We start from the raw sequence: 16,645 nt of genomic DNA on the forward strand, positions 1-16,645 counted from the left end.
TCGAATCTCGTTACGCAAACACCGTGCCAGTCCCTGCAAGCTGGAAAGTCGCGAATTTTATCGAGATAAATCAGGCGCATGCATCGAAAGCGCGGCTGCACGAGCTATAACGTCGCACATCGCGCGTCGATTTCACGCGACACGCGTGAGACTGACGCAGGGCGGGCGTGGCCGGTCAGCGGCGCGTGCGTGCTGCCCGCCGTAAGGACGGCATCCGTCTTCAGCCGGGCTTTGGGGTTTCTGTCGGGAGGTTGCCGTCAAGCATGCCGTCGATCAGATGAAGGCGGCGGTCCATGCGTGCGGCCATATCGAGGTCATGGGTGACGGCCACGACGGTCTTGCCGCGCTCGCGAACAAGCGCCTCGAGGATTGTGAACACCTGCTCCGAGTTCCTGCTGTCCAGGCTTCCGGTCGGTTCGTCGGCCAGAATGAGCGGCGGGTCGTTTGCCAGCGCGCGCGCAACGGCGACACGCTGGCGCTGGCCGCCGGACATCTGGTCGGGGCGTTTGTCGAGATGATCGCCGAGACCGAGCGACCGGAGCAGTTCGCCGGCCCGCTCGCGCATGGCAGGACGGCTCAGTTTCGCAAGCCGGCGCATCGGGATCTCGACATTCTCCCGCGCCGTGAATTCCGGCAGCAGGAAATGGAACTGAAAGACGAAGCCGATCGTCGAAAGGCGGATCGCGGCGCGCTCCGCCTCGTTCATCTCCTCCGTCTCCCGGCCGGCGATGAAGAGCGTTCCTTCCGTCGGCCGGTCGAGCAGGCCCAAGAGATAGAGAAGCGAAGACTTGCCGGAGCCGGAAGGGCCGGTGACGGCAACGAATTCCCGCTCGCCGATCGCAAGCGTGATATTCTTCACGAGCGTCACGGGCACGGTCTCGCGGAGGATGCGCGTCAGGTTCCTCGCCTCGATCAGGTTGCTCATGTAGCCCCCCTGATGATGTCGACGGGATTGACCCGCGCCGCACGCCTTGCCGGAAGATAACCGGCGACCGCCGCCGATCCGAGCGCGAAGGCCGAAGCGATGACATAGTGGAGAACACTCCAGGCGATCGGCAGCCGGGTCATCTCCTGGCCGGTGGCGGCGATCTCGAAACGCACCAGCGACAATCCATAAACGAGCAGAAAGCCGATCAGCCAGCCGCCAACCGAGCCGGCGGCGCCGATGGCAAGGCCTTCGAGCAGGAACAGGCGGCGCATGTCGCCGGCGGGAAAGCCGAGCGATTTCATGATCGCGATATCGCGCGCCTTCTCATGCGTGATGGTGGAGATGATATTGAAGATGCCGAAACCGGCGACCAGCAGGATGGCGCCTACGACCGTGTACATGATGACGTTGCGGACGACGAGCGCCTCGAGGATCGATTCATTCGCCTCCTGCCATGCGACGGCCTTATAGCCGAGCTCGGCCTCCGCCCGTTGCGCCACCAGCGGCGCCCGATTGGGATCATCGAGTTTGATGCGAATCTCGTTGATGGCGTTCGGCCGCTCCGAGAGAATCTGGGCGTTCTTCAAGAGGACATAGGCCTCGCCCTCGTCGCGCGCCGTCGAGCCCGTGTGAAACAGTCCGGCGATCTTGAAGTTTCGCGTGAGCCCCTGGGCAGAGACGACGGTAATGGTGTCGCCGAGACCGGCCCCCAGCCGGTTGGCCATGGTGTCGCCGATGAGGACATTGTTACCGCCCACAGCCAACGCCGAGAAGCTGCCTTGCCTGAAGTCCTCCACGATCGGCGACACGCCGACCTCGACCGTGGGTTCGACGCCGATTACCGAAGCCCCCACTTCCCGGCCGGAATAGCGGATGACCCCCTGCGATTTCAGGCTGGGCGCCAACCGGCCCGGAATCCACGCGCGCAGCCACGAGAGTGCCGCCGTCGGGTTGATGATGCCGCGCCGGTCGTCGCGTGGGCGAAGCCCCGCAATGACGACCACGTCGAAGGCATCCTCCGCGGGCTGGCGGCGGGCAGTGCGCTGCTCGTCGGTGATCTGGACATGCGGCATGGTATCGACAAGCTGCCGGACGAAATCGTCCTGGCCTCCCTGCATCAGGGCCGCCATGGCGATGGAAAAACCGACGCCGATCGCCACGCCGAACGCCGCGACCAGGGTCTGGCGACCGCGCCCGGCAATATGGGTCAGGGCAATTTCGAAGATGAGACGCATCGCCACCTCACCCTGTCTTCGCGTCCGATACCTTCACGCGCGCACCATCGGTCAGGTTGGCCGGATGCGGCGTGATGACAAGGGTCGTCTCGTCGATGCCGGACAGAACCTCGATACCCTGCGGTCCGCGAATACCGGTGCGGATGTCGCGGCCATACGCCCTGTCGCCGTCGACGACGAAGACCCTGCTGTTTTCGACCGCAACGGAGGGCAAAAGGAGCGCATTGCGGGAAACCCTGACGATGGCGTTCACATCCGTCGACATGCCGATCCTGAGCGGCGTGTCGTCCGGCAGGCGAAAGCGGACGCGATAGGTTTTCGTGACAGGGTCTCCCTTCGGGGTAATGCTGTCCACCTCTGCATCGAGCTGCCGTCCCGGAAAGGCATCGGATCTCAGCAGCGCATTCTGCCCGACGACAATCCGGGGGATATCCTCTTCATTGACATCCGCGACCACGATGAGAGGGCTCGGCTCCCCCACCCAGAAGAGTGCCGCGCCGAGTTCGGCGATCTCGCCCACTTCGCCATCCCGTCTCAACACCATGCCGTCGCTCGGCGAACGGAGAATATAGCTGTCCAGCCTCGCCTGCTGTCCGGCGACAAGCGCCTCCAGCTGGACGACCTCGCTACGCGCCCGATCGAGCTCCTGCTGACTGACAACATTCCGTGCCGAAAGCGCCGTGTGGCGGCGGAGCTCCTCTTCCGCAAGCGCCAGCCGCGCGCGAAGCTCGCCGAGCGCCGCCTTCGCCTCGGTATCGTCAAGGCGGGCGAGCTCGTCGCCCTTGGCGACACGCTCGCCTTCGCAATTGCAATGCCAGACGATCCGCTCGCGAATCAGCGGCGTAACCTTGGCCCAGACGCGCGGCTCAACGATGCCGCTTGCATAGACGACTTCGGCGGCATCGCCGCGCGACGGCATTGCAACCAAAACGGCTGCCGGCCTCAGCATATACCAACCAGCCGCAGCGGCCACTGCCGCGACAACCGCGGTCGCAATCACAAGTCTAAAGGCTCGCAAGGTGACCTCCAGCGGTGGCGCCCCTTTTCACAACGCCTCTAGCATCAGACCGACCGTCAGTCTATATAAATGGCATACAGGCGCAACGCTGGATTTTGTCGCATTCGGGACGACAATGTCCGGCCTAACTGGGGAAAAGGATCGTGGTCCGGATCAAAAAACCGCCAGAGGTGCGGTCGAACGAACTGCTGGACTGCGCACAGCGCCTGTTCTTCACGCGTGGCTACGAAAGCACCACCGTCAACGACATCATTCGCGAGGCCGGCGTCTCCAAAGGCGCCTTCTATCACTATTTTCCGTCGAAAGAGGCACTGCTCGAGACACTTGCCGTCCGGCTGTCCCGTGAGAATCTCAAGCAGTTCCAACCGCTCTTCGACAATCCGTCGATCAATGCCATCGGCAGGCTGAATGCGCTCTTCGCGGGTTCGCGGCGCCTGAAGGTCGAACTCGCGCCGCAACTGAGAAAGACGTTCAATGTCCTGTTCAAGCCGGAAAACGTCGTACTTTTCCACCGCATCAACGAGGCGCTGACGGCAGTCGTGCAGCCTTTGCTTGCCGATATCCTGAAGCAGGGCCATGAGGAGGGAAGCCTCGACGCACCGGATCCGCAGGCCTTTGCGCTGATGCTGCTCGAGCTTCGATTGAGTGTCGGCAAGGTCATGCACCAGGCGCTGAAACAGGCCGAAACCGGGGACATCGACGGAGCAGTCACGATGCTGGACGACTGGATGCTGACTTACGGCATCGCCCTCGACCGGATTCTGAAGCTGCCCGAGGGGACCCTGCAGGTGGCAGAACCAGGCTTTGCCCGGGCCTTCCTCACTTCGGAGTGACGCGCTTACCCAAGCAACGAGAGCATCTCTCAAACGAGAACCATCCCCGTAACGGGCTGGAGCCGACTTTTGCGAAATATCAGGTGATCAAGCTGGTCGGAGTGGAGTGATTCGAACACTCGACCCCCACGTCCCGAACGTGGTGCGCTACCAGACTGCGCTACACTCCGTGACCAGCGGCGCCTCTATAGACCAGCATTTTTCATTCCACAAGCGGCAGTCATGAAAAATTTGCGACAGGGACGCGATCCGTCCCTTAGGTGCCCGGAAAGGCCTCTCGAACCAAGGCGTTGCAAAAAAGCGGCGTCGGAGAAATTTGATGCCGATGGCTCTCGGCTATCTCGCGAAACCGGCAAGAAATCTGTTAGGTGCGATCTCGAAAGACATGCCTCCCAGGCACCATAGAAGACAACAGGATTTTTCCAGACCATGAGCCGCCGCGCCATCGCATCGACCGCCGTTTTCGCCCTTGCCCTTTCAGCCTGCACCACCGCCGGCATCGCCAGCAACCCGATCGAGAGCCGATGGGTGGGGCATTCGGCCGGAGAGTTCTTTGCGAAATTCAGCCCGCCGATCAGCGACAGCAACGAAGGCTCCGTGACGGTCTACAACTGGCGCGGCGGCTATAAGCGCATCAAGCAACAGAACGGCCGCACCGCGAGCGTGAGTTGCTCGGCAAAAATTGCCGTTTCCGATAACTACACCATCCGCGACATCACGATCGTTTCCGACCGCCCCGGCGCCAATGGCCCGAGCTATTGCACGGAACTGCTGACGGCGAATTGAGCGAGCAGCGGCGGCGCCTCCAATCATTGACCTTCCAAGAAGACGACGCGGAAACCGCGTCGTTGGAACCGGCGCAGGCCCGGGGCATTGTCGCCGATTGATGTTGTCTCTGGCATCTTCCGGCGAAACAGCTTATTTTCGACACGATAACCGGCCATGAACTTCGATGTCGTGCCGGGCTAGCCGTACGAGGTCACTTGTATTATCTCACAACGCATATCCGTGTCGTGGCGGCGCTGGTGGTCCGCGAAACGTCCACCCGCTTTGGCAGCAAGCCGGGCGGGTACATCTGGGCTTTTCTCGATCCCGCCTCCCATATCGCTTTTCTGTCTCTGATCTTCATGGCGATCGCCCACACACCGGCGCTGGGAGCGAGCTTTCCGCTGTTTTTCGCGACGGGCTACATCGCCTATCAATTCTACCAGGCGATGGCCGGCTATCTGAACAGCGCCGTCAACGGAAACCGCGCTCTCCTGAGCTATCCGAACGTCGCACCCATCGACACTGTGCTCGCGCGCTATATCCTGCAACTGGGAACCACTGCCGTCGTCGCCTTCTGCGTCTTCACGGCCATTGGCCTAAGCTTGAAGACGCCCCTGACGATCGAATGGCCCTACATCATAGAAGCGGCGTTTGCCGCCAGCCTGCTGGCTTTGGGAAATGCTCTCGCAAACAATGTGCTGTTTCCAAAGTACCCCCTATACGAGAAATTCTTCGAAATCGTCACGCGCCCGCTCTTTCTTGTCTCCGGTGTGTTTTATCTGCCGGACAGCCTGCCGCATCCGGCACAAGAGGTGATCCTGCTCAACCCCCTCGCGCACGTCGTCATGCTGTTTCGCAAGGGGTTCTACCCCGAATATCGTGCCATCGGCTATGATGCGGGCTATCTTTACGGCATTGCATTTTCTCTGCTGTTTGGAGGATTGCTCATATTCACGAGCTCCGGGAAGGTATTGAGAGGACGATGATCAGGCTGGAACGTGCGACGAAGTTTGTGCGAATGAAGGGAATTTCGAAGCCCATCATCAATGACGTTTCCTTCGTCATTCCGCGCGGCAGAAGCGTCGGGCTCCTGGGTCGCAATGGTGCGGGCAAATCGACATTGCTGCAGATCATTGCCGGCACGCTGGAGCTGGACAAGGGGCGCATCGTCCGCCAGGGCAAGATATCCTGGCCGCTCGGTTTCCAGGGCAGCTTCCAAGGCAATCTTTCGGGGGAGCAGAATGTCCGCTTCGTCGCCAGGATATATGGTGTCGACACGGAGGAGCTTGTTGCCTATGTTGCCGACTTCGCGGAACTCGGTGCCTTCTACAAGGCACCCGTCCGCACCTATTCATCCGGCATGAGGGCGCGGCTCGCCTTCGGCGTCAGCATGGGGGTCAGGTTCGACTATTATCTCGTCGACGAAATCACCGCGGTGGGAGATACAAACTTCAAGCGGAAATCCCAGCAGGTCTTCAAGGAGCGGCTCGCGGATTCCGATGTCATCATGGTCTCCCACAGCGCCACCACATTGCGGGACTATTGCGAATCCGGCATCGTTCTCGAAGACGGAAAATTAACATATTATGATAATTTAGAAGATGCTATCGCCGTTCACGAGCGCAACATGACGAGGCAATAGACGTGACAGACCAAGCCCAAGGCAAGAAGACTGGCGAAGTTGTTACCCACCTTCAGCTGGCGCCCGAAGCGAAACCGCTTCACAAGCCCAAAAATCTGCGTCTGCTTGAGGGGCTTCTGGAAAGCCCCATGCCTGTTGCGGAGCCCTCCCCGCCTGTCATCGAGGCCGAACCGCAGGCAGCCAAAGCGACCCGCGGCTGGATCGGCAAGCTGCGCCTCCGGCATCTGGCGATCGTCTCGGGCTTCGTGGCTTTCGTTGCACTGCCGGCAGTCTTGACGTCTCTCTACATGGCGTTCATCGCTGCCGACCAATATCACAGTTCGGCTTCCTTTTCCGTCCGCAGCATCGAGTCTTCCCAGCCCTCGGACCTTCTGGGGATGTTTTCCCAGGCCTCCGCCGGCAGCACGTTTTCCGATTCCTACGTCCTGCTCGACTTCATCCGCAGCGAGCGGATGGTTCAGGCGGTGGACGAGGCCTTCGGGCTGGATTCCGTCTTCGCTCCGCGAGGGCTGGATTATTTTTATGGTATCGGCCGGGACCTTCCCATTGAGGACAAGCTCGAATACTGGCGAAGCATGGTCAACGTCAATTTCGACCATACGTCCGGTATCATGGAGCTAGAGGTCAAGGCCTTCACGCCGGAGGACTCGCAGAAGATCTCGGCATTTGTCATTACCCAGAGCGAAAAGCTGGTAAACGAGCTCTCGTTGTCGGCACGCAACGAAGTCCTGAAAGTTGCGCAGAGCGAGGTCCGCATGGCGGAAGAGCGTTTATCAAACGCCAGACTGGCGCTCAGAATCTATCGAGATTCCTCGCAGGAAGCAGACCCGGTGGAAGGGGCAAAACTCGCGACCCAACTGGTGGCAGGGCTCGAGGAAAAACTCGTTCAGCTGAAGACCGAGCTTTCCACCGCACTCACCCAGATGGGCGAGGATACGCCGCGCGTCCGGGTCATGCGCTCGCAGATCGCAAGCCTGGAAAAGCAGATCGAGCAGGAAAGACAGAGGTTCGGCAGCGGCACGGCCAGCAAGCAGAGCCGAACGGCTGCGGCGTCCTTCACCGACGTCGCGAGCCGTATCCAGCAGTATGAAACGCTGGAGACAGATCGCGAATTCGCCGAACGCGCCTATACCTCGGCGCTGACGGGGCTGGAAAAGGCAAGAATCGAGGCCAATGCCAAGCAGCGCTATCTCGCCGTGTTCATCCAGCCGACGCTGTCGGAACTGGCGCAATATCCGAGCAGGCTCCTGAATTCCATCCTGGTGTTCCTGGGCGCCCTGCTCGCCTGGGGCGTCGTGGTCATGGGATATTACAATATCCGGGACCGGAACTAGCCGCCGGACGATCGAAAAGAACGGCCTGATATGTGACATTCATTCCGCTGGCGGGTAAATAAACCGCCGTGCGGGATGATTTGCCTCGGGAAAGCTGCCGGCGAGATGACGACGAATGAAAAGCCGGACTTAACAGGCCGGGACGTTTTCGCTTTCCATCTGAGACGGTGGAAACAAGCGATTCTCCGAGCGTATTTTCCCCAGGCCCGCTTCACCTTCCTGCCGCTCTATCTGACCGACAAGGTTTTCACGCGTAAGTGGGCCGCCGCCATCAAGGCTTCCCCCAACCCGGCTCTTCTCGTCTGGGGTCTGAATGTACCTCCCGCGGCCCTTGCCTTTGCCAGGAAGAATTCGATCCCGCTCTACTTCATCGAAGACGGCTTCATCCGCTCGCTGGTTCCCAATGCCAGCCATAGCGCCCCCTTTTCACTGACCATCGATTCCCGCACGCCCTATTTCGACAGCCGCGAGGCATCGGATCTCGAATGCTTGCTCAGTTCCTACGATTTCGCGGGCGATCCGGACCTGATGGGCCGCGCGCGCGACGGCATCAGGGCGCTGCTTGCTTCGAAGCTCAGCAAATACAATGCCGACGACACACGGACAATCGGAACCGTGCCTGTTCAAAAAGACAAGCGCAGAATTCTCATCATCGGCCAGGTGGAGGACGACGCGTCCATCCGGTTCGGATGCGATCGACCGATAACGAACAACGACGTCGTCCGGACCGCGGCGGCCGAGAATCCGGGTTGCGAGATCCTTTACCGACCCCATCCGGACGTGCTCAATGGAATCCGCAAGCGCCTTTCCGATCCGGCGAGGGTCGCGCATCTCTGCAAGATCGTGACCGATCCGCTTCCCCTGCCGGACCTTCTGGAGACGGCCGATCATGTCTATACGATCACGTCGCTTGGAGGATTCGAGGCGCTTCTCCGGGATATTCCCGTCACCGTCATGGGGTGCCCCTTCTATGCCGGATGGGGGCTGACGGACGATCGCCAGAAAAACCCGCGGCGCCGCCGCAAACTGCGCCTCGAAGAACTCTTCGCCGGCGCATATCTTCTGTACCCGCGCTACTTCAACCCCGTGACCGGAGAGGAAATCGGCTTCGAGGATTGTCTTGAACTGGCGACCGGGTGGAGAAAAACCGGCATGCCGGAAAGCCGCATCGTGCCGGTATCTGTTCCCGAAAAACCGGGCTTCCAGTTTTCAGGGCCATACGGGATCATGGGATGGCGCCACGTGCTCACGGAACCCCTGGCGCGCGTCATCGGAATGATCGGCGACGAGGCCGATGCCGAGGATTTCAGGAAAAATCCGATCCTTTTCTTCCGGGAGCTTTCGAATCCGACCTTCAGGAAAATCGGTCGACTGCTCTATCCCCTTGACTAGGGTCGAACTCTGGCATCAGCCGGTGTAATTCGTCTCGGCTATCCCGCAGCGGTAAAGCGCGCCGCGTGCAAGCCCAATGTATTTGCTCGTCTTTTTCTCCCATATGGCCGGGGACAACCTCGCCGATCCGTCGAGCAGGTGCGAATAGGCCATGCGCGCCCGCATCGTCGCCCTGAAGGCCGTGTAGAACTCCTTCTGCTCCCGCGATATGTGGTCCTCAAGCCGTTTACGCAGGAGTTGAAAAAGCGTCTCGCCGACGGTGGGCGAGCCTAGGAATGCGCATTCCATTCCCAGGAAGGCAATCTCGTCGAACGGGTCGATGATCCTCAGCCGGCGATCGAATTCGAGGCAGTCGAAGATCGCAATGGGATCGCAGAAACAGATATGTTCCGGCCGCAGATCCCCGTGTCCCTCCACATAACGTCCGTCGTTGATCCGTTGGATGATCCTCTCCCGAAAGCAATGCAGGGCGCGGTCGACATCGTCCAGCAGATGCCGGACCGCCTCATGATCGATTTCGAATTCCTCGTGCCGCAGCACCTGTCTGTTGATGTCGTTCTGGCATTCGAGCATGCGGAAATGATCGAGGGGATCAATCGCCGGCCGCTCCGCCGAGCGGTAGAACGCAGCGAGGAAATCGGCCAGCCTGTGCAGGTGGTCGTCGCCGACAGCACCTGTCTTCAGCAACTGGCTGAGCATGAGATGTTCGGGCAGGCGGCGCATTTCCAGCAGCCATTCCTCGACCGTGCCCTGCCCTCGGATGACCAGGCTGCCGTCCGGCAGGCTGACCAGAGGCACGACCCGAAGATAGGTATCCGGCGCCAGGCGGCGATTGAGGCGCAGTTCTTCCAGGCAGTTCCATTCCCGGGCGGCAAGCGTCGAAAAATCGAAGAAGGGGCCAACCGTCGGCTTCTTCAGTTTATAAACGCGGTCGCCACACAAAAAGACCCAGGACATGTGGGTCTCCAGGGCCGTCACCTCTGAGCCGCGTCCCTGATATGCTTCCGGCTTGCGCAGAAAGCTGATCTTTTCATTCAAAGAATGCACGCCGGTTCCTTTTCGATAACGAAACAGCGACAGATGTTAATCTGGTGCCCGCCGCGGGCTTTGACATCCCTCAATTCGCCGGAATCGATAACGGCCGGCTGATTTGACCTTGGTCATCGCCGCGGCCTTCGCGCGACCTAAAATAACCGCCATGAGTTGAGGAGCATTCCCATGACGACGATGGCAAAGACCAAGAAAGCCCTGACACGCCTCTTCCAGCGACTGGACAGCGTACCGAGCCCCACAGACGAGCGATTGGCGGCGGTGCTTCAGGAATGGCTGGACAGGCGCCAGCAGCTCATCGCTCCGGCGCCGCAAGCGCTCATGACGGCTGGAACATCAGCCGCCGAAAAGGCCTTCATCTTCCGGAAGGACCCCGATGCGCCGCGGCATTATCTGCTTTCGTCCGGAGCGGATGCCGCCGCAACCCTGATCGGCAGGATTTCGACGGGGGACCAACTGGATGCGGCGGCAGACCGCAGGGGCGCGGTGCGCCTGCGCCGGCTGTTCGATATGGTGGGTGAAACCGGTGAGCCCATTCTCGGCATATTCAGTTCGAAATCGGCCGAGGCCGGGCCAATCCATACCGAACTGCTTGTCGCGCCGCTTTCCAGCAACGGGAAATCCGTCGATGCTTTCCTGGCCTCAGCCAGCGTGCAGCGGACCGAACCTGCTCCCGCAAGGACGCCGGTCCGGTGGCCCCAACCGCATCCCATGCTATTTGCCTTCGAAAGCAGCAGGATTTTCGGTGAGCGCGTCGCGGCCCGCCTCGGCCTCTCGCTGAGCCCGATCGAGGAACGTTTCTTCGAGGACGGTGAGGAAAAGACCCGCCCTCTGGCACATGTCCGCGGGCGGGACATCCATGTGATTTCCAGTCTCGACGGAACCGACCGGGAGAGCGTGCATGACAGGCTCTGCAAGCTCTTATTCTTCATTGCGACCCTGAAGACGAACGGAGCATCCCGCGTGACCGCCGTGACCCCTTACCTCGCCTATATGCGCAAGGACCGGCAGACGAAGGAACAGGACCCGCTGACCGCAGCCTATGTCGCCCGGCTTTTCGAGGCCGTGGGCACCGACCGGCTGATCACCATGGAGAGCCACAATCTGGCGGCCTTCCAGAACGCCTTCCGCTGCCCCACCCTCCACCTGACGGCTTACGAAGCCTTTGCCGCTCATTTCGCCGGCCTGCTCCAATCCGCAGACGTGACGGTCGTCTCCCCGGACCTCGGCGGCGGAAAGCGCGCGGACATGTTCCGGGTCGTCCTGGAGAAGGTCCTTCGGCGGCCGGTCGCGAAAGGCTTCGTCGAAAAGCAGCGCAGCCAGGGCGTCGTCAGCGGCGATCTCTTTGCCGGCGACGTCCAGGGGCGGGTCGTCATCATCATGGACGACCTGATCAGTTCGGGAACGACCATGGCCCGCGCGGCGGAAGCCTGCAAGCAGCGTGGCGCAACCGGAATCCATCTCTGCGCCACCCATGGACTGTTTTCAAAGGAGGCTGCCGGGCATCTGGCGCTGCCCTTCATAGACAGCATCGTGGTGGCCGACACCGTCGAGACAGGCAGACGTTACGGCGGCGACAAGCGGCTTACCGTCATTCCGGTCACAAGCATCTTCGCCGACGCGATCGCGGAATGCTGCGAGACGGTCGCCAGGTGAACGATCGCATGCCGGAGGGCATCAGGGGCGCGGGCTGACCGCGCCGGTCGCTGGCGATGTCGTTGCGCGTTCAGAATTTCACCGCGACATTGGCCTTGGCGCTGTGATCGCTGACTCCGGAGCCGAATTGGCCCTTATACGAGACGCCGAAGGTCGCCTGCGGCGTCAATTTCAGGTCGAGCCCCGCCTCGATGACGGCGGCATCCTCTGCAATTGGGACGCCGGCGACGGTGAAGGCACTGCCTCCGTCAAAGGCCATGGTTGCGGCCGGCACCACGTCGCCGAAAGCATGCCGCCAGCCGATCATGCCGGTGAGCCTGACGGTTCTGGCCTCTCCCACCGCCAGCTCAGCTCCGGCTCGGAGCCCCAGCGTAGTGAAGGTGGTATTCGTCGTCTGGCTGCCCGCGCTTAAAGCCGCATCGCCGCCATCTTCCGTGAAGCCGCCTGTGTCGAGATTGACATGGGCGAGATTGGCGAAGGGTTCGATGCTCGCATTGCCAAGGCCTAACCGATGGCCCACCTCGCCGAACATCTGCGCCGTAGCAGCGTGATAGTCCACGGTGAGACTGTCCGAGAAGCCGGTGAACTCGGCCGAACGGCTCATCTCGAGGTCATGCCAGCTATAGGCCCCGCCGAACCGCAGCCCGAACCCGCCCCACCGGCCACCGCCATAGGCGCCGAGATGGTAGCTGTCGGCCGAACCCGACGAGGACCGGTCGTCCACGTCGAAATTCGAATGGCTGTAGCCGGCCAGGAGCCCGAGCCGAAGGTTTTCCGTCGCCAGCGCGTCGCCGCCGAAAAGAAAACCGCCGATCGACCGGTCCATCGTCGCGGCATTGCCATCGCCATCCCACTGACCCCAGGAGCCGAAGCCCTGGCCCCATACCGCGAAACGGTCGGTGGCGGCGGGAGCCGCTTCCGGCCCGCCGGGACCATAGGCAAAGACCGGAACCGCGCTGGCGGTGGTCTCCTCGAAGGCCGTGCGAATACGGTTCATCACTGCATCCCGGACGAAGCGGCTGTCCTCGATGAGCGCCGTCTTGGCGGAGGCGTGGATTTCGCCCGAAATGGCATCGAATGCTTCCCGCGCCTCCTCGATGCTGCCGAGGACGGCGATTGCGGAAAAGAGGTCGCCGCCCCCCACCGACTGGATGCCGGAGGCGGCCGCCTTCTGGTTGGGGGTCAGCGCCACGTCGGGGAAATCCGTCGTCTGATCGAGCGTCACATAGGCGTTGTTGGCGTCGTAGCTCAGCGTCGGCGTGATGAAGATGGAGTTGATGGCAAACGTGGCCGCATCGAACGTGCCGTTGACGCCGCCGGCCGCAGTCAGGATGGTATAGGCGGTGCCGACCGCAACGTCGGGATACGGGGTGACATTGACGGTGCCACCGTTGACGGTGGCGATGCCTGCCGCATTGACGAGATCGCTGTTGCCGAGGGCGTCGACCTCGACTTCATGGAGCGAGCCGGCATCGAAGGTGATATCGCCGACATTAAGGGTGCCGATGGAATTGCCCGGCGCGATCGTGGCACCGGAGGCGAGCGTCACCGTGCCGAGGGTTCCCGTGCCCGCGAGCGCGCCGCCGGAAAGCACTGAAACCGATCCACCCAATATGGCATTGGCAACCAGTGTCGCACCGTCGTCGACGGTCGTATTGCCGGTGAACCCGGCAGAATCGCTGGCGAAAATCGTGGTGCCTGCAAGCAAGTCGATCGCGCCAAAGCCGTTCATGGCCGTGGCGAAATAGAGGTTCGGATCGGTGTGGTTGAAGACGAGCGTGCCGTCGCCCGCTCCGAACTGGATGCTGGCGGTAAAGAGGTTGCCGGCACTCGTCGCCGCCGCACCTGCCGCCGCACCTATATTGACCACGCCCGTGGAGCCGGCGACGGTCGCAATATTGGTGACGCCGTTGCCCACCAGCACCCAGACATTGGCCTGGTCCGAAATCGTCAGCGTGCCGTCGCCCTCGCCGCCGACGAAGAGGTCGCCGCTGGCGTACCAGGTCGATCCGCTGTCGCGAACGGTCACCTCGCCGGTTGCGCCGGCATGTGCGCCGATGGCGCTGTCGATCGAACCGAGCGTCGCACCGCTCTGCACCGTCACATCGCCCGCGCCCCGATAACCGACAAAAAGATTGCCGGTATTGTACCAGGCCGCGTTAGCGCCCGAGACGCTGACCGAGCCGGTGCCGGTCGTTTCCCGGCCGAGATATGCTTCGGTACTCTCCAGCATGCTGCCGGAGACGATGACGGACCCCTTGCCGAAATCACCGGCCACGAGGGTGCCGGCGGCGGCGGACGAACCGTTCGTGATCTGCAATCCGGCCTCGCCGGTCGCCCCCGTGCCCAGAGAAATAGCATGTCCGGCGCCACCCAGCGCGCCGCCGTTTTCGACTATGAGATAAGCATAACCGTCGACGCCGGCGCGCAGTTTGTCGAAAGTCAGCCTCGCCCCTTCGCCGTTGACGACCACCAATCCATAACCGGTCAGGGTATTGGCAACCACGAGGTCTTGCGCGACGTCGAACGTCGCACCGTCCCGTATGTCCAGCATGCCGTTGCCGGCATTGCCGACGATGGCGTTGCTGGTCGCCTCCCAGTTCGTTCCCTGACCGGACACATTGACATAACCGCTCTTGTGCGTGCCAAGTCCAAGTGTGAGATCGCCGCCATGCACGACCGAGGCGCCGTCTTCGACATAGACGGTGCCGGTGCCCTGCGAACCGACGGTCACCTGCTGAGCCGTCGCCCAGCTTGTGCCCTCGCCCGTCACCGTCAGCGTGCCCTCGCCACCCTCGAAATGGCCGATGACGAGGCCGGCGTCCGTGTTCAGCGAAGCGCCATTGCCGACGGTCAGGAATCCGGTTCCTTCCAGGCCGATCTGCATGATCGAGCCCGTTGAGGTCAGGTTCGAGCCCGTTCCGGAAACCGTCACCGAGCCATTGCTGCCGACGAGGCGGCCGACCTGGACGACGGCGGGAATGACGATGCCGCCATTCTCGATGACCAGCGTGCCGGCGCCCGCGTCCCCGACGACAAGGTCTTCGGCTCCGAGATTCCACGGCGAATTCTGGTCTCCGGGGACAGTGACCGTCTGGCCGCCATCGATGACCTCGTCGGCCGCGGCCGGGCCGGCGGCCACTGCCAGGGCAAGCGACGAGGTGCTGGCGAGGACAGCGCTCAAAGCCGCGCGGCGCGAGCGGTTGCCGAGGGGGTTTGCACCCTGGCGCGGCCGATCGCCGATGCCGTCCTTTGCTTCTCCAGCAGGACCGCCCAAAAGATCGCAATTATTGAATGCCATAAATCCTCTCCGATGACCCCAGACACGCGAGGGCATTTCCGCACGCGGATACGCAACGTCATTTCAGGAGAAGAAGACCCCGCCCCCTGAACCTCTCGGTCGCTTTTCGGGCGGGCAACGGCATGATTTCAAGAACTATATGCCGGCCGCGTTCAAATGTGGCCGCAGGTGCAAGGAATGTGACCGAAGGCGCAAATACATGCGGGTTTGCAGGCGGAGAGACGCTGGAGGCTCTTTCAGGCGCTTCCGGAATCGGCCGCGCCCGCGGCTTGATTCTCTATGATTTTTTCGTGCGAACGCGAGCTTGTCCGGACCGTCGGATCGCAGGCACCCTGGGACCAATCGACGGCGACCGCCCCTGTCCCCTTACCGCAGCTTGCGGATCCAATGCCACATGGTCTGCCCCTCGCCATATCCGGCAGGCAGGCTGCGTCCTTCCGCGGCGAGCGCCCGCATCTCCCGAGGGGTCACGTCGAAAGATCGCCGAAAGGCGCGGATGAAACTCTTTCGATGGCTGAAACCGTAACGTTCGGCAATTTCGGCAATGCTTTCCTGCCGGTGGTCGGGATCAACGAGTTCTGCCCGGCAACGGCGAAGCCTTTCCTCCTGGATATAGGAGGAGAAACCGCCATAGGGCTCGAAAAGATAATAGAGCTTGCGGGTGGAAATGCCGAAAGAACCGGCGACCGTCTCGGCGGTCAGGCCCCGATCGACGATATGAGCATCGACATGGCGACGGATTTCACCAGTCAGCGCCAACCTGATCGAAGCGGCATTCTCTTCCGTGACTGCTGCATTCATCGCCGCGGCAGCCAGTTCCAGGGTCGGCCCGACCACAGCCTCGGCGTCCTGGCGGCTCATGGCGGGCGCACCGTCATAGAGGCCCTGCAGATGATTGCGTAGCAGGGCAACCAGCGGGGTCTTGCCTGAAATGACGCGCATGTTCTGCTCATCCGGCGCTTTTAATAAAGGAGCAAGCAGGCGGCGCGGCATCGTGAGATTGAGGCTGTCGAAATCGGAGGTCCCCGTCGACTGCGGCTGCGCCAGATCGGCGACGATCAGATCACCCGATCCGGCCGCATCGTCCGACCCGCCATCGCGTCGCCCGTGGCTCCCCTGCAGGCAGATCTGCAGCGTAATATGGTCGAGACCATCGCGGCCGATCCGGGCACGCGACCGGTCGAAGCTTTGTGCCGTGCATCTGTACGAGGTCAGGACGACCTCGCCGAAATGGAAAGCCTCCGCATGAAATTGAAACCGGTCGTCGACCTTGTTGCGCAGGCGGACATCATAAAGGACCCCGATGTTCTCCTGCCAGACGGCGATCGCCTCCCTGGCCGCAAGGCCCTCGATATGCAGCACCGAGCGCGGAACTCCGGCGAGCGCCGCATGCTCCCATACTCCAGGATTGAGACTGTCTTCCACCCCGCCATCCCCTCGCCCGGCCACGATCCGAATTCGTCAATCTATCACCGAAACAGGTGCTTA

Annotated in this window: 13 protein-coding genes and 1 tRNA gene; 7 read left to right on the forward strand and 7 right to left on the reverse strand. The window is 61.7% G+C overall.

The window, feature by feature from the left end:
* Positions 1 to 220: 220 nt before the first annotated feature.
* The 3 genes from ABK249_RS00265 to ABK249_RS00275 are packed head-to-tail and all read right to left on the reverse strand — an operon-like array spanning position 221 to position 3,193.
* Entirely contained in the window at positions 221 to 925 is a 705-nt protein-coding gene (locus tag ABK249_RS00265; protein ID WP_037157953.1) for an ABC transporter ATP-binding protein, read from the reverse strand.
* Positions 922 to 2,163 carry an ABC transporter permease gene (locus ABK249_RS00270; protein ID WP_348861902.1) on the reverse strand — a complete coding sequence of 414 codons (1,242 nt, stop codon included), beginning with the start codon at positions 2,161 to 2,163 and terminating at the stop codon, positions 922 to 924. The genes ABK249_RS00265 and ABK249_RS00270 overlap by 4 nt, the downstream gene beginning before the upstream one ends.
* 7 nt (positions 2,164 to 2,170) lie before the next feature.
* Positions 2,171 to 3,193, reverse strand: a complete 1,023-nt coding sequence (locus ABK249_RS00275) for an efflux RND transporter periplasmic adaptor subunit (RefSeq protein WP_415926419.1) — start codon at positions 3,191 to 3,193, stop codon at positions 2,171 to 2,173.
* 131 nt (positions 3,194 to 3,324) lie between these two features.
* Here ABK249_RS00275 and ABK249_RS00280 point away from each other — a divergent pair, with 131 nt between their 5' ends.
* Positions 3,325 to 4,014: a TetR/AcrR family transcriptional regulator gene (locus ABK249_RS00280; RefSeq protein ID WP_037157962.1), complete on the forward strand. Its 690-nt coding sequence runs from the start codon at positions 3,325 to 3,327 to the stop codon at positions 4,012 to 4,014.
* Between the two features lie 93 nt (positions 4,015 to 4,107).
* Here the strand turns inward: ABK249_RS00280 and ABK249_RS00285 are convergent.
* A tRNA-Pro gene (locus ABK249_RS00285) sits at positions 4,108 to 4,184 on the reverse strand.
* 259 nt (positions 4,185 to 4,443) lie between these two features.
* On the opposite strand from ABK249_RS00285, the gene ABK249_RS00290 reads away from it, so the two are divergent.
* The 5 genes from ABK249_RS00290 to ABK249_RS00310 all read left to right on the forward strand — a co-directional run bounded on the left by ABK249_RS00290 (position 4,444) and on the right by ABK249_RS00310 (position 9,150).
* On the forward strand, positions 4,444 to 4,800 hold the full coding sequence (locus ABK249_RS00290) for a hypothetical protein (protein WP_037157965.1): 357 nt from the start codon (positions 4,444 to 4,446) through the stop codon (positions 4,798 to 4,800).
* A 197-nt stretch (positions 4,801 to 4,997) separates the two neighbouring features.
* On the forward strand, positions 4,998 to 5,768 hold the full coding sequence (locus ABK249_RS00295; protein WP_037157967.1) for an ABC transporter permease: 771 nt from the start codon (positions 4,998 to 5,000) through the stop codon (positions 5,766 to 5,768).
* Positions 5,765 to 6,424: an ABC transporter ATP-binding protein gene (locus ABK249_RS00300; RefSeq protein ID WP_037157970.1), complete on the forward strand. Its 660-nt coding sequence runs from the start codon at positions 5,765 to 5,767 to the stop codon at positions 6,422 to 6,424. The genes ABK249_RS00295 and ABK249_RS00300 overlap by 4 nt, the downstream gene beginning before the upstream one ends.
* Positions 6,421 to 7,758: a KpsE/RkpR family capsule polysaccharide export protein gene (locus ABK249_RS00305; protein WP_407722036.1), complete on the forward strand. Its 1,338-nt coding sequence runs from the start codon at positions 6,421 to 6,423 to the stop codon at positions 7,756 to 7,758. The genes ABK249_RS00300 and ABK249_RS00305 overlap by 4 nt, the downstream gene beginning before the upstream one ends.
* A gap of 105 nt (positions 7,759 to 7,863) precedes the next feature.
* Positions 7,864 to 9,150, forward strand: coding sequence for a capsular polysaccharide export protein, LipB/KpsS family (locus ABK249_RS00310; protein WP_037157976.1), 1,287 nt, complete (start codon positions 7,864 to 7,866; stop codon positions 9,148 to 9,150).
* Positions 9,151 to 9,165: 15 nt separating this feature from the next.
* On the opposite strand, the gene ABK249_RS00315 is transcribed toward ABK249_RS00310, so the two are convergent.
* Positions 9,166 to 10,197: a hypothetical protein gene (locus ABK249_RS00315; protein WP_161784811.1), complete on the reverse strand. Its 1,032-nt coding sequence runs from the start codon at positions 10,195 to 10,197 to the stop codon at positions 9,166 to 9,168.
* Positions 10,198 to 10,368: 171 nt separating this feature from the next.
* Between ABK249_RS00315 and ABK249_RS00320 the strand changes: the two genes are divergently transcribed.
* Positions 10,369 to 11,856: a ribose-phosphate diphosphokinase gene (locus ABK249_RS00320; RefSeq protein WP_244446969.1), complete on the forward strand. Its 1,488-nt coding sequence runs from the start codon at positions 10,369 to 10,371 to the stop codon at positions 11,854 to 11,856.
* 70 nt (positions 11,857 to 11,926) lie between these two features.
* Here the strand turns inward: ABK249_RS00320 and ABK249_RS00325 are convergent, their stop codons facing one another.
* Together ABK249_RS00325 and ABK249_RS00330 are read right to left on the reverse strand one after the other, a co-directional pair.
* Positions 11,927 to 15,157, reverse strand: a complete 3,231-nt coding sequence (locus ABK249_RS00325) for an autotransporter outer membrane beta-barrel domain-containing protein (protein ID WP_348861903.1) — start codon at positions 15,155 to 15,157, stop codon at positions 11,927 to 11,929.
* 366 nt (positions 15,158 to 15,523) lie between these two features.
* Positions 15,524 to 16,582 (reverse strand): helix-turn-helix domain-containing protein, encoded by a 1,059-nt coding sequence (locus ABK249_RS00330; RefSeq protein WP_052183139.1) that lies wholly within the window; start codon positions 16,580 to 16,582, stop codon positions 15,524 to 15,526.
* Positions 16,583 to 16,645 lie beyond the last annotated feature (63 nt).

Source organism: Neorhizobium phenanthreniclasticum (genome assembly GCF_040066075.1).
In the GTDB taxonomy this organism is placed as follows: domain Bacteria; phylum Pseudomonadota; class Alphaproteobacteria; order Rhizobiales; family Rhizobiaceae; genus Neorhizobium; species Neorhizobium petrolearium.